Origin of the sequence: Pectinatus frisingensis (genome assembly GCF_015732285.1) — a bacterium.
In the GTDB taxonomy this organism is placed as follows: domain Bacteria; phylum Bacillota; class Negativicutes; order Selenomonadales; family Selenomonadaceae; genus Pectinatus; species Pectinatus frisingensis.
Map to the genome: position 1 here is coordinate 58,330 of NZ_WIQU01000016.1, position 12,778 is coordinate 71,107.

Consider the following 12,778-nt stretch of genomic DNA (forward strand, 5'->3'; position numbering starts at 1 on the left):
GAATGTGAGGTTAAAAATTGCTTAACAAGAAACGTAAAGTATTAATCGCCGCATTATCCACTGCTATAATTGTTATCTGCGGCCTAATTGCTATTTATTCTATGCGGGGACTTTCCCTGTTAAACACCAGTGTTGATGATTCCTTAAAAATCTTCACACAAATAACTTTACAAAATGATTTCACAGATGCTTCTAAAGTAGGTCTTGGCAGCCCGGCAACTATAAAACAATGGCAGGATAATAACTTACAAATAAATAAAGATTACTTTAAAAATGAATTTAAAAATACTTTGTCAGACGAAAAGCTTAACCAACTGGCAGCTGCTGAACTGGACATGAATAAAAAACGTATTATCAAAATAAGTGATGTAAAAATAACCGGCGATACCGCTACTGCTACCGTAAACATCAGCAAAGTAAATTACAGTGCCATTGTCGATACAGCTGTAAAAAATCTCACCGCGCGAAAAGAGCAGGAAAACCTCTCTTCACCGGAAAAATTATCAGCCGCACTGGCCGATGAATTGATCAGCGGCTACGAAAACGCCAAGCCATCCGATGAAATGACAAGTTTTTCTGTCACTTGTCAAAAGGGCCTTATTAATAATGATGTAAAACATTCCGGTAATGATTTAGCTAAAGCATCCGATACGTTGGCAAAATATATTTTGCCATATATAGCAGGACATTATTGGTACCCACAAAATTTTGATGATTACTTTGCTAATGTTACCAGAGCCGTTGAATCGTAAAATAAAGAGTTGGGCTAAAATGATTTCTCTCATTTTCCCAGCTCTTTACTTTACAGTTGAAAAACCGGCATTAACCACTATAAAATTGCATAATTATGGACAGGTTCATTTGTACCACCAGATATCCTGCACTGTATTCATCATCAATATTATCTACCGTCACTCGTCACATCCACTTGCACATGAGTTTATCATTATCAGCAAAACCGGAATACAGCTTTCTAAAAGTGTTCGATTTAGTAGTATAACAATTTTTTAAAAGACTGACAATATAATATTTGTTCAGCATCTTTTATCGATAATTTATCTTTTTTACTTTTATTAAAAGTTCATGTGTATCCATATCATATTCCTAGCTTATTTATTTTTATTATACAATATTTACCGCTTTTTAAAATATTGCACATTATATAATATTTGGGCTATAATAATTAATGACGACGATTTATAAATAGTTTTTATGGGAGCATTTTTAATGAAATATAATGACACATACAAGATCTTAACTTATGGATGTCAAATGAACGAAAGCGATTCGGCCCGCATGAGTATGCAGCTTGAGAGCATTGGTTATAAAGCTGTTGATTCGTTGACGGATGCCGCAATAATTTTAATAAATACCTGCTGTGTACGGGAAAGCGCTGAAAATAAAATTTATGGTAAGATCGGTGAAATAAAGCACCTGAAACAACAAAACCCATCTTTAATTTTCGGCGTTGTCGGCTGCATGGCGCAAAAAAATGGTGAACAATTATTCCACAGGGCACCGCATATTGACTTTGTCCTCGGTACCAATAAAATACACGAACTAAATAATGTAATCAATGAAATAAAACACTCTGGGCATCACTTGACTGACCTTGCACCGGCTGACGGTGGTGTACCTCAGGAAGTTTTGCCACCAAGCAACAACAATTTTTCAGTATGGGTACCAATTATGTACGGTTGTAATAACTTCTGTACTTATTGTATTGTTCCTTATGTCCGCGGCAGAGAACACAGCAGATCTTTACAATCCATCCTTACTGAAGTAACAAATCACGCCAAAAATGGTGTCAGGGAAATAACCCTGCTGGGACAAAATGTCAACTCTTATGGCAAAGACCTGCCGGATACGAATTTTGCCAAGCTATTATACGAATTAGATAAAATCACCGGCATTGAACGTATTCGCTACATGACTTCACATCCACGTGATCTTAACGATGAAGTTATCAATGTAATAAAAAACGGCCGTCATATATGCACACATTTCCATTTACCCGTCCAGCATGGCAGTGACCGCATTCTTAAAGCAATGAATCGCGGCTATACCACAACAGAATATAAGACTCTTATAAAGAAAGTCCGCTCTGCTGTTCCTGGCTGTAGTTTGACCACAGATATCATAGTAGGATTCCCTGGTGAAACAGATGAAGACTTTATGTCAATGCTTAACTTTCTTCGGGAAATCCGCTATGATGCCGCCTATACTTTTTTGTATTCTCAACGGTCAGGTACCCCGGCAGCCGCAATGGCTGAACAAGTACCGGAAAATATAAAAAAGAAACGTTTAAAGCAATTAATGGATTTACAAAATTCCATCAGCCTTGACATTAATAAAACATTTTTGGGAAAAACCGTTGATGTTATGGTAGAAGGTCCCAGCCGGACTGACGCGCAGGTATATACCGGTCGTACATCGAATAATAAAATTATTTTGTGGAAAAAATCAGGCAATGAAAAACCCGGTGATATCGTAACTATAAAAATTACTCATCCACAAACCTGGGTGCTAAAAGGTGATGCACAATATGCCAAATAATGATGCAGATCTTAAAACTGCCGTACCGACAGAAATAACCCCAATGATGCAGCAGTATTATGCCATGAAAGAACAATCCGGTGACTCTATTTTATTCTTTCGTCTGGGCGATTTTTATGAAATGTTTAATGATGATGCCAAAACTGCCTCGAAAGAGTTGGAACTGACACTCACTTCCCGAAGTAAAATGCCGATGTGCGGCATTCCCTATCATGCAGCTGAAAACTACATAAACCGCTTGATAAACAAGGGATACAAAGTAGCCATCTGTGAACAGATTGGTGACCCCAAAGCTAAAGGTCTTACCAAAAGAGAAATAATCAAAATCGTAACGCCTGGTACTGTGATGAATGAATCAGCTTTACCCGGTGTTCAAAATAATTATATATCCCTTATTTACGAACATGATGGACAATTAGTTTTAACCGGTGCCGATATTTCAACCGGTGAATGTTTCTATGGAATATACGAGGGAGCTGACCGGTGTCAACTACTGTGCGATGAACTTTACCGTCTGATGATGGCAGAGCTGCTGCTTGTAGGACAATTCCCCTATGAGAGTATTCTGCAGGAATTTTTAAATTTGCGAATTCCTAAATGTGTCATTACTAAAATGACCTCTGTTTCAGAAAATATCAGTGATCGTATCACTGAACATTTTGACGCAGCCAACCGACCGTCAAATAAAAATGCTCAAGCCGCCATTGCAACATTACTTGACTATCTGCATGAAACGGTAAAAACTGATTTAAGTCATTTAAATCGTCTGACATATATTGACACTTCCTCCAGTCTGGTCATTGACACATATACATTACGTAATTTAGAAATAACCCATAACCTGCATGACGGCAGTAAAAAAGGGACTCTATTTTCCGTTCTCGATTTCACATCTACGGCTATGGGCAGTCGCAAACTGGCCAAATGGCTGGAGTATCCTTTACTGGACCGCTATAAAATTGAACAGCGGCTTGACGCTGTTCAAGAACTGGTCAACGACTTTTCCCGTCGTACACAATTACGGGAACTATTGAAAAATGTATACGATTTTGAACGTCTCTTAACCAGAGTAGAAGTTGGTACGGCCAATGCCCGTGACATGCTGGCATTAAAAAACTCTTTGTATGCTCTGCCACAAATAAAGACCAGTTTAAGCAACATAAAAACACAGTTATTACAAAATGTTTCTGCAAACATAAGTGTTTATACAAGACTTGCTGATTTATTAGAAAAATCAATTGCTGAAAACCCAGGGTTATTACTCAGGGACGGTGGTATAATAAAGGACGGTTTCAACGAAGAACTTGATGAATATCGACGGTTGGCATCCGACAGCCAGTCACTCTTGCAGCAGATGGAAGAACAACAACGCCAGATAACCGGTATAAAATCACTGAAAGTCGGTTATAATAAAGTATTTGGTTATTTTATTGAAATACGCAAAAGCAATATTGATCAAGTTCCGCTCAATTATATTCGCAAACAGACATTAGTAAACACTGAACGATATATAACACCTGATTTAAAAGAATTTGAAACTAAAATATTAGGGGCCAAAGAAAAAATTCTTCAGATAGAATATCAATTATTCACACAGGTACGGGAAGAAGTAAAAAAATATATTCCCAGCATTCAAGTAACAGCACGTAATATTGCAACACTTGATGTCATCACCGCTTACGCAGAGGCTGCATCTGAATATAATTACATTCGACCGGCAATAAGCAATGATGGTAATATAATTATTCGTGACGGCCGTCATCCGCTTATCGAACGCATTCTCACCCGGGAAATATTTGTACCCAATGATACAGTACTTGATAATCAGGAAAATGAAATTCTGATCATAACCGGACCCAATATGGCTGGGAAATCAACATATATGCGTCAAAGCGCTCTTTTGACACTTATGGCCCAAGCAGGCAGTTTTATTCCGGCGCGCGAGGCAATAATCTCCCCAGTTGACAGAATATTTACCCGGATAGGAGCCAGTGATGATCTTGCCAGTGGACAGAGTACTTTTATGGTTGAAATGAATGAAGTAGCACACATACTAAAATATGCCACTAAAAATAGTTTGATCATTCTCGATGAAATAGGTCGTGGTACAAGTACTTTCGATGGTATGAGCATTGCCCGAGCGGTAATTGAATACATTCGTGATAAAATCAGTGCTAAAACTTTGTTTGCTACTCATTATCATGAACTCACCGATTTGGCTGATAATCAACATATTAAAAATTGTTGCGTTGCCGTCAAAGAAAAAGGAAGTAAAGTTGTATTCCTGCGCCGCATTATCAGTGGAAGCGCTGATAAATCATATGGTATCCATGTAGCCAGGCTTGCCGGCTTGCCAAAGCCAGTAACAGACCGTGCTGAAAAAATACTGACTGATTTAGAAAATAATGAACCGGCTAAAACTTCTGCGGTTAAAACCGATACTGATAAATCGATCTCAGCACCGGCAATGGATACATTGTTCACTGCAACGCTGCCGGCTGAACTGCTAAAGCTTGATGTCATGACTATGACGCCATTGGAAGCAATAAACACTCTATATAAATTACAACAACAGGCCCGGCAGGAGGCGGGAAAATTATGAACAAAGTTCATGTACTCGATGAAAATACAATAAATAAAATAGCCGCCGGTGAAGTAGTCGAACGTCCTTCATCTGTTGTTAAGGAACTTATGGAAAATTCCATCGACGCCGGAGCCACTAAAATTGAAGTAGAAACAATGGCCGGCGGTACTAGTTTTATCCGTATCAGCGATAATGGACATGGCATGAACAGAGATGATGTACAAATAGCTATACTGCGTCATGCAACAAGCAAGATAACAGCTGTCGATGATTTGCAGCATATTTCCACATTGGGATTTCGCGGCGAAGCTTTACCATCCATTGCAGCCGTATCACGCTTTTCTATTCTAACACGGCAACCGCAGGATGAGCTGGGAACCAGTGTGAAAATAACGGGAGGTCATCTTGAAGACATTGGTGCGGCAGGTTGTAATATCGGTACCACAATCAAAGTGGAGGATCTTTTCTTTAATACACCTGCCAGAAAAAAATTTCTTAAAACCAATAATACCGAATCTAACAAAATCAATGATTTTGTAATAAAATTGGCTTTCTCCAATCCCCAAATAGCTGTAAAACTGATTAATAATAATAAACTTACTATAACCACACCGGGGAATGGCTCACTGCGTGATGCCATTCAAAGTGTTTACGGTCGAACCGTAGGACAAGAACTTTTGCCACTCACGCTCAATGATGAGACAATAACCATAAATGGTTTTATTACTAAACCTGCTGTAATTAGAAGCAGTCGTGCATGGCAGACTTTTATTGTTAACGGCAGAATAATTTCCAACAGCATGATCAGTCGTTCCATCGATAACGCATATCATTCCCTATTGCCTAAATCCGGTTATCCACTGGCAGTGTTAAATATTACCGTTCCAAAGAATAGTGTTGATATAAATGTTCATCCACAAAAAATTGAAATGAAATTTGCCGAAGATAGCTTACTATTTAAAGCCGTATATAAGTCAGTACTTGATGCTGTGCGTCCTGATAAAACAGATAATGATAATTCATTAGGATCATTTGCCGCACCGGCAGACTATATAAAACCCCATTATGAAGAAAACAGCCTGCTTATTCCTAAAAAAATAGCTTCGGCTCCAATGACAACATTTACAGCTAAAGCATCTGTTCCACAGCAAAGTCATAACTATTCTCCTGTCAATGGTATAGATCAACCGATCCTGAGAGAAAATACAGCCGATTTCGATATAGCCAGAGAAAAAATATATGCCATCAAAAATACTGCTATCTTAACACAAAACATGAATGATTCCAATATTCTCGACGACCCTCAGTCGGCAGAATCTATTGCCGCGGGCAATCTGATGCCTCTGGGACAAATCGACTTATGCTATATCATCGCCCAAGGTGAGGATGGTATGTATATCATCGACCAGCATGCGGCACACGAAAGAATATTATATGACAAATTTGGCTTGGCTAAAGATCGAATCGTATCACAGCAGCTTTTAATTCATTTGATACTTAATTTATCACCCGCTGAATATGATTTATTGGAAAATAACCAAGAAACCCTCTATAATCTGGGATTTCGTATAGAAGCCGCTGGTCCGCAGCAGTTTCGTCTTTGTGAGCTGCCTGCCGATATACCGCAGGATGCTGCCGAAAATACTATCAGAGATATTTTAGCATCATTAGAAGAGATGCATACGCCCACACCGCAGGAAATACGGCATACCTGTCTGGCTACAGCAGCTTGCAGGGCAGCAATAAAAGCCGGTGATAAATTGACCATTCAACAAATGAAAATTATTTTAGACGAATTAGCCAATACTAAATTGCCATATACCTGTCCACATGGCCGACCGACTATAATTAAATTTGAACACCATGATTTAGCAAAAATGTTCAAACGAATACCATAAATTAATGTAATACTATAGGGAAAAATGGACAAATTTTTTATAACTACCGGACGAAATACCAACGCATCATGTATAAAGAAAGCCGAGCTATTGGCTGCACAGCATAATGTTCCCTTTATTTTTCGTTCCGACAAATCATTGCAGCAGCTAAAGGCCGAACAAACTTACGCTGTTGCCTTATTAGTGAAAAAAACCGGACTATACATTGATACACCGAACGGCACAATTTTTTTTCATCCTAATATGGCTCAATTGCGCATAAAAAAACTATTGGAAAATAAACCTGATAATATGATCACAGCTATGGATCTGCGAAGGGGAATGTCAGTGCTTGACTGTACCCTTGGATTTGCATCAGACGCACTAGTCAGTGCTTTCATTTGCAAAACCCCTGTGATAGGTCTTGAGAGCAGTTCTCTTTTGTATGCGGTAATTACTGATGGTCTGCAGAATTTTTCTTCAAATATTCCGAATATAAATGAAGCAGCCCGGTTAATCAAACCTGCCAATCTCAATCATATTGACTATCTGAAAAAACTGCCTAATAAAAGTATAGATATAGTATACTTTGATCCAATGTTTCGCCATCCTTTAATGAACAGTACGAACCTACAGCCATTGCGCTGTCTTGCCGACACTGCACCAGTAACATCAAAAAGCATTCATGAAGCCTGCCGTATTGCCCGACATCGAGTGGTATTAAAAGAAAACAGCAAGAGTCACGAATTTCTCCGGCTGGGATTTAAAGAGCGTATAGGAAGCCGCTACAGTTCAGTGCATTATGGTATCATCAAGATTGAATAATATAAAGCAAATCAACAAACATTCGAATAATCACATGCTAAAAAGCAGCTAAAATCGTCTCACACGATAATAGCTGCTTTTATTTTACAATTAGTTCTACTGAAATAACTTTAATATTGATTGACCAAAATCATTTCAATAAATAATATACCGTTACCAACAAAACACCAGGAATACCAAAGATACCAGCAATTAAAGCTGTAACAAACTTTATTGGGATCGCTGCCAAACCCAGGATTCCCAAAAGTATATTGACACCCCAAAGACATATGGCACCAATAATACTATTATAAATCATTTTACACAACAGTCTCACTGGTAATGATAAAATTTTGGTCACCAAACACAAAATTAACAATCCAATAAAAAATGCTGCAATTAAAGTAAAATCTAACATATTTGATCCTTTACAAAATTTTATTATTACACTTGTCATTGCAATAGAAAAAATTACACTGCATCTCCAGCTTTCGAACCTGAATAATAAATTCAATTGAATTTTAGTTATACAGCATAAATAAAACTATATTAATCAGATTTCACGGCGATTTTCCAACGCCTTGGCCAATGTAATTTCATCAGCATATTCTAAATCACCACCGACAGGCAAACCATGCGCTATACGAGTAACTTTTATTCCGGCGGGTTTTACCAATTTTGCAATATACATTGCCGTCGCTTCACCCTCAACGTTGGGATTAGTAGCCATAATCAACTCTCTTACCGAGGTTGTCTGCAGACGTACTAAAAGTTCCTTTATTCTTATATTATCCGGTCCAATTCCATCAAGCGGAGATAGTGCACCATGCAGCACATGATAAACCCCCTTATAATCACGCATGCGTTCCATAGCCGCCACATCACGTGGCTGTTCAACCACACAGATAATTGAATGATCCCGGCTGGGTGAAGAACAAATGCTGCACGGATTTACATCACTTAGATTAAAACAGGTATTACAAAAACCAATCTTTTCTTTTGCTTCTATTATTGATTGAGCCAACGCCTTAGCCTGTGATGGTTCCATATCAAGAATGTGATAAGCAAGACGCGCTGCCGTCTTGGAACCTATTCCCGGCAGTGCGCGCAAATGCTCAATTAATTTGGCCAAGGGTTCAATATACGGCATTAAAACATCCCTGGTGGTATATTAAGTCCATTGGTAAGTTTGCCCATTTCCGAAGCCATCATGTCATCAACTTTTTTAATAGATTCATTTATTGCCGCCGAGATCAGATCTTGCAGCATTTCCACATCCTGTGGGTCCACCGCCGCCGGATCTATTATTAATGATTCTACCTGCTTTTCACCATTCATGACAACTTTTATTACACCGCCACCGCTGGAAACTTCAACTGTTTGTTTCTTTAAGTCATCCTGCATCTTAGCCATTTGCTGCTGCAGTTTCTGTACTTTTTTCATCATGCCGGCCATATTGCCGCCACCCATAGGATTGAACATTAATTATGCCTCCTGTGAATTTAATTAACTTCCTTCATCAGGACAAAAATCTAGCCTGACAATTAATATGTATATTATTCAGTTTGCACCACTTTCAATATTATACATTTAATAAGTATATAATATCAGTGAAATACTTGCAAGTATACCTCATAATATGCAGCATAATAACCGGAAGTTACAAATCGGTATGAAATTGGCTATATACTTATTTATCGGCAAAAAAATCACTATATTGTTTATCATCATGGCAAATATGATTAAGCAGCCAATTTCTTAAAGTATTGAGCAGCTGTATAGGTGACAATAAATGTCTTTCATGCAGCTTAATGTCCCTTTTTACTTTGTCAACAAAATCATCATGTATTTTCTTATGCCATGCGTATTTAGAATAATTGTATTTTTTCATTAACTCTTCCTCATGGGAAAAATGCGTGTTGACATAGTCAACCAATCCATCGAGAAGCGGCGCTATCATTTCATCACCACGCCCCGCCTCAATGGCATCATGTAATTGATTTATCATCCTGAGCAATTTCTTATGTTCAGCATCAAATTTCGCAACTCCAACAGAATAACTTTGATCCCAGTCAATGTAAGACATACGATTACCCCCTTGACAAATAAAAATTAATATTCAATAGTAATTATGCAAAATTAAACTATTTTTAACTTAATTACTATTGACTTATTCTCCATTAATAAAGAAAATCCTATTAAATGAGCATATTTTTTAATTTGCAATTGCAGGAGTTATTTGTTTTATTTGTGAAGCAATATTATTACTATAATAATATTGCTGAGCAAAATAACCGATAATTTCCCGCCGTCTTATTATACCTATAAATATATTTCGATCGTCAATCACCGGAACAAAATTTTGGTTCATTGTCAAAACAAGCAAATCTTCAATTTCAGCATCTATATGAACTACTTTATTATTAATATGTTTATTAATCATTTGCAGATTTATATGTTCCAAATTTTTACTATTAATATTACCTTTATCAGTCAGTGCCCATAATAAATCGCCCTCCGTAAGTGTACCGGCATACTTTCCTGCATCATCTATTAATGGAATTGCAGTATAGCGATGATACTTCATTTTTTCCATTGCCTGTCTTATTGTTGATGTTGCATTAAGATATACTACCTTATCCTTAGGAGTTAAGAAAAAAGTTATTTTCATTACCTTGCCACCTTCCAGCGTCAATCCTAAATATTATTTTCATAATTTTCTCATAAGCTTATTACTCTTCAATTCTATACTAAAGACAATCGGCAATTCAAGATAATAATTACGGCAAACTAGCTGTCGACGACCGGTTTATTGTCATATAAGCATTTTGTGTGCGATATCCGCAGCTTATCTCGTAAATTCATACAATATACCCACTTGCAATAGAAAGAAAACAATGGGTTATAAGGTAGTATAAAACAGTTTATGTTTTTAGAAAAAATCTATAAATTCAGTAAAATAATAAACAAAACTTTTTGTATAGACAATACTATGTTAATTGACATAACATTTTTTAAAGTGTACACTGAATCCAAGATAAAATCTGTAAATAGATTTTTTATACTGAGTGGCATCTGGAATTTTTCAGCGGACACACAATTGATCAATATAGTGAAAATGTGCAATGGTTAATTGAATATTTGGATTTATATGATTTAATCTTAATCGGATAACCGCTGAGAGAACCGATCATACTCTCATATTAAAAGCAATATAATTTTAACACCATTTAAAGTGGTCAGGGCTTGAATTCTCTGCATGTTTTTGACTGATAATGAACATTATCCTATTCAATAAAAAATCGACTATTCTTATGATATTTATCATCATAACCATTTACTACCGCTATAATTGCAATGTATAATTATTGTCGAAACCATCATATTATCCGAATTCTACTATTTATAAGGGAGCAGATATTTTGTTAAAGCATAATTTGAATTTAATTATAATCATATTATTTTTTATGTCTTCAGCCTCAGCTGCCAGCATATGCTCTGCCACTTCTATAGAAGAAATGCCACTGCAGCTGCCAGTTTCGTCAGGCAGCCTGACAGGTACTTTGGAAATGCCGTCTACGGTTTCCCCTCCCCCCGTGGCACTGATCATTGCCGGATCAGGTCCCACAGACAAGAATGGTAACAATCCGTATGCCGGAAAAAACAATTGTTTAAAAATGCTGGCTGATGGACTGGCCCAAGCCGGTATCGCATCACTGCGTTATGACAAACGGGGAATCGGTGAAAATAATTTTGATCTGTCCGAGCAGCAACTGACTATTGAAAACTATATTGACGATGCTGATGCATGGATAAAAGCTTTACAGTCAGACGGCCGTTTTTCTAAGGTCATTGTTATCGGACACAGCGAGGGATCTCTTATTGGTGCAATATCCGCCAGACAAGCAAATGCAGCAGGATTTATTTCTCTGGAAGGTCCCGGTTTCCCATTATCAAAAATATTATTATGGCAGATATCACAACGAGCTCCTCAATACTATGACGAAAGCAGTAAAATTCTGGCACAGTTAGAACAGGGGAAAACCGTCAAACCTATCAATTCTGCTCTGCAACCGCTTTTTCGTCCCAGTGTCCAGCCATATTTGATATCTGAACTACGTTACGATCCGACCAAAGAAGTAGGTAAATTAAAAATACCAGTGCTCTTAATCCAAGGAACGCATGATTTACAAGTACAGGTTAATGATGCAAAGGCATTGCAAAATGCTGCCCCCGCAGCAAAAATGGTAATAATAAAAAATATGAATCATATTCTAAAAACTGTACCTGATGATCCAAAATCAAATATCAAATCTTACGGTATTCCTGATCTTCCATTAAGCAAACCATTACTCCCTGCTATAGAAAAATTTATTTTCAGCATACCTGCCGCAGACAAATAGTTTCATCATTAAAATACCTTTTATACAATAATTGCATAAAAATAAGGTTGTCGCACAAATGACATTGACTTCATAAAATACGGTTTACCATCACTATGAGGCTCCCCATCCTTTTAAAAATGGACAGAGAAAATGAAACACTGCGTATTATAAAGAAAATGTTTACATGCGACAGCCCTTTTAAAATAAACTTATTTCCCACCCGATATCATGAATATAATCAAATTTTAGGTATTATGTGCTATAGCTCCTCCAACGACAGCCCCGATGGCTGCATCAGCGATAGCATGTGCAGTATGTCCTTTTTTGCTGTTATGTCCGATGAGCGCACCAGCTATGCCGCCGGCTATAGCCCCGGTAGTTGTTTTGCTGTAAGTGGGTGCTGTTGAACTTCCTTCAAAAGCAGAAGCATTGGTTGTACTTATTCCAAGTGTTCCCAACACAAACAAACAAGAAAATGTAAGTGACAGAATTTTATTCAATTTCATTTTTATCACATCCTTATGCAAATTCAAGTATATCAGGTGGATTTATTTTTCAGTGTAGCACTTCAT

General features: G+C 37.4%; 12 protein-coding genes. 6 read left to right on the forward strand and 6 right to left on the reverse strand.

From position 1 onward, the window contains the following. The first annotated feature begins 17 nt into the window (after positions 1 to 17). The 5 genes from I6751_RS02240 (at position 18) to I6751_RS02260 (ending at position 7,842) form a co-directional block, all read left to right on the forward strand. The gene (locus tag I6751_RS02240) at positions 18 to 752 is read left to right on the forward strand and encodes a hypothetical protein (RefSeq protein ID WP_182185631.1); all 735 of its coding nucleotides are present in this window, start codon (positions 18 to 20) and stop codon (positions 750 to 752) included. 475 nt (positions 753 to 1,227) lie between these two features. Next, the gene (gene miaB, locus I6751_RS02245; RefSeq protein WP_231037803.1) at positions 1,228 to 2,556 is read left to right on the forward strand and encodes a tRNA (N6-isopentenyl adenosine(37)-C2)-methylthiotransferase MiaB; all 1,329 of its coding nucleotides are present in this window, start codon (positions 1,228 to 1,230) and stop codon (positions 2,554 to 2,556) included. Next, positions 2,546 to 5,158 (forward strand): DNA mismatch repair protein MutS, encoded by a 2,613-nt coding sequence (gene mutS, locus I6751_RS02250; protein ID WP_231035013.1) that lies wholly within the window; start codon positions 2,546 to 2,548, stop codon positions 5,156 to 5,158. The genes miaB and mutS overlap by 11 nt, the downstream gene beginning before the upstream one ends. Further along, the gene (mutL, locus tag I6751_RS02255) at positions 5,155 to 7,038 is read left to right on the forward strand and encodes a DNA mismatch repair endonuclease MutL (RefSeq protein ID WP_196590477.1); all 1,884 of its coding nucleotides are present in this window, start codon (positions 5,155 to 5,157) and stop codon (positions 7,036 to 7,038) included. The genes mutS and mutL overlap by 4 nt, the downstream gene beginning before the upstream one ends. 24 nt (positions 7,039 to 7,062) lie before the next feature. Beyond that, on the forward strand, positions 7,063 to 7,842 hold the full coding sequence (locus I6751_RS02260) for a class I SAM-dependent methyltransferase (RefSeq protein WP_182185637.1): 780 nt from the start codon (positions 7,063 to 7,065) through the stop codon (positions 7,840 to 7,842). 130 nt (positions 7,843 to 7,972) lie between these two features. Here the strand turns inward: I6751_RS02260 and I6751_RS02265 are convergent, their stop codons facing one another. The 5 genes from I6751_RS02265 to I6751_RS02285 all read right to left on the reverse strand — a co-directional run bounded on the left by I6751_RS02265 (position 7,973) and on the right by I6751_RS02285 (position 10,492). Beyond that, positions 7,973 to 8,239: a pro-sigmaK processing inhibitor BofA family protein gene (locus I6751_RS02265; protein ID WP_182185639.1), complete on the reverse strand. Its 267-nt coding sequence runs from the start codon at positions 8,237 to 8,239 to the stop codon at positions 7,973 to 7,975. Between the two features lie 135 nt (positions 8,240 to 8,374). Next, a complete protein-coding gene (gene recR, locus I6751_RS02270) occupies positions 8,375 to 8,971 on the reverse strand; it encodes a recombination mediator RecR (RefSeq protein WP_182185641.1) in 597 nt (198 codons plus the stop codon). Further along, on the reverse strand, positions 8,971 to 9,303 hold the full coding sequence (locus I6751_RS02275; RefSeq protein ID WP_182185643.1) for a YbaB/EbfC family nucleoid-associated protein: 333 nt from the start codon (positions 9,301 to 9,303) through the stop codon (positions 8,971 to 8,973). The genes recR and I6751_RS02275 overlap by 1 nt, the downstream gene beginning before the upstream one ends. A 208-nt stretch (positions 9,304 to 9,511) precedes the next feature. After that, the gene (locus tag I6751_RS02280; protein WP_182185645.1) at positions 9,512 to 9,907 is read right to left on the reverse strand and encodes a bacteriohemerythrin; all 396 of its coding nucleotides are present in this window, start codon (positions 9,905 to 9,907) and stop codon (positions 9,512 to 9,514) included. A gap of 129 nt (positions 9,908 to 10,036) precedes the next feature. Beyond that, on the reverse strand, positions 10,037 to 10,492 hold the full coding sequence (locus I6751_RS02285; protein WP_182185646.1) for a CBS domain-containing protein: 456 nt from the start codon (positions 10,490 to 10,492) through the stop codon (positions 10,037 to 10,039). Positions 10,493 to 11,243: 751 nt separating this feature from the next. Here I6751_RS02285 and I6751_RS02290 point away from each other — a divergent pair. Beyond that, positions 11,244 to 12,224: an alpha/beta hydrolase gene (locus tag I6751_RS02290; protein ID WP_196598976.1), complete on the forward strand. Its 981-nt coding sequence runs from the start codon at positions 11,244 to 11,246 to the stop codon at positions 12,222 to 12,224. A 227-nt stretch (positions 12,225 to 12,451) separates the two neighbouring features. Here the strand turns inward: I6751_RS02290 and I6751_RS02295 are convergent, their stop codons facing one another. Further along, the gene (locus I6751_RS02295) at positions 12,452 to 12,712 is read right to left on the reverse strand and encodes a glycine zipper domain-containing protein (protein WP_182185650.1); all 261 of its coding nucleotides are present in this window, start codon (positions 12,710 to 12,712) and stop codon (positions 12,452 to 12,454) included. Positions 12,713 to 12,778 lie beyond the last annotated feature (66 nt).

Bases quoted from the DNA above. Each gene is read 5' to 3' on its own strand.
- I6751_RS02265 (WP_182185639.1), bottom strand. From the start codon at position 8,239: ATGTTAGATTTTACTTTAATTGCAGCATTTTTTATTGGATTGTTAATT.
- recR (WP_182185641.1), bottom strand. From the start codon at position 8,971: ATGCCGTATATTGAACCCTTGGCCAAATTAATTGAGCATTTGCGCGCA.
- I6751_RS02275 (WP_182185643.1), bottom strand. From the start codon at position 9,303: ATGTTCAATCCTATGGGTGGCGGCAATATGGCCGGCATGATGAAAAAA.
- I6751_RS02295 (WP_182185650.1), bottom strand. From the start codon at position 12,712: ATGAAATTGAATAAAATTCTGTCACTTACATTTTCTTGTTTGTTTGTG.
- mutS (WP_231035013.1), top strand. From the start codon at position 2,546: ATGCCAAATAATGATGCAGATCTTAAAACTGCCGTACCGACAGAAATA.
- I6751_RS02285 (WP_182185646.1), bottom strand. From the start codon at position 10,492: ATGAAAATAACTTTTTTCTTAACTCCTAAGGATAAGGTAGTATATCTT.
- I6751_RS02280 (WP_182185645.1), bottom strand. From the start codon at position 9,907: ATGTCTTACATTGACTGGGATCAAAGTTATTCTGTTGGAGTTGCGAAA.
- mutL (WP_196590477.1), top strand. From the start codon at position 5,155: ATGAACAAAGTTCATGTACTCGATGAAAATACAATAAATAAAATAGCC.
- miaB (WP_231037803.1), top strand. From the start codon at position 1,228: ATGAAATATAATGACACATACAAGATCTTAACTTATGGATGTCAAATG.
- I6751_RS02260 (WP_182185637.1), top strand. From the start codon at position 7,063: ATGGACAAATTTTTTATAACTACCGGACGAAATACCAACGCATCATGT.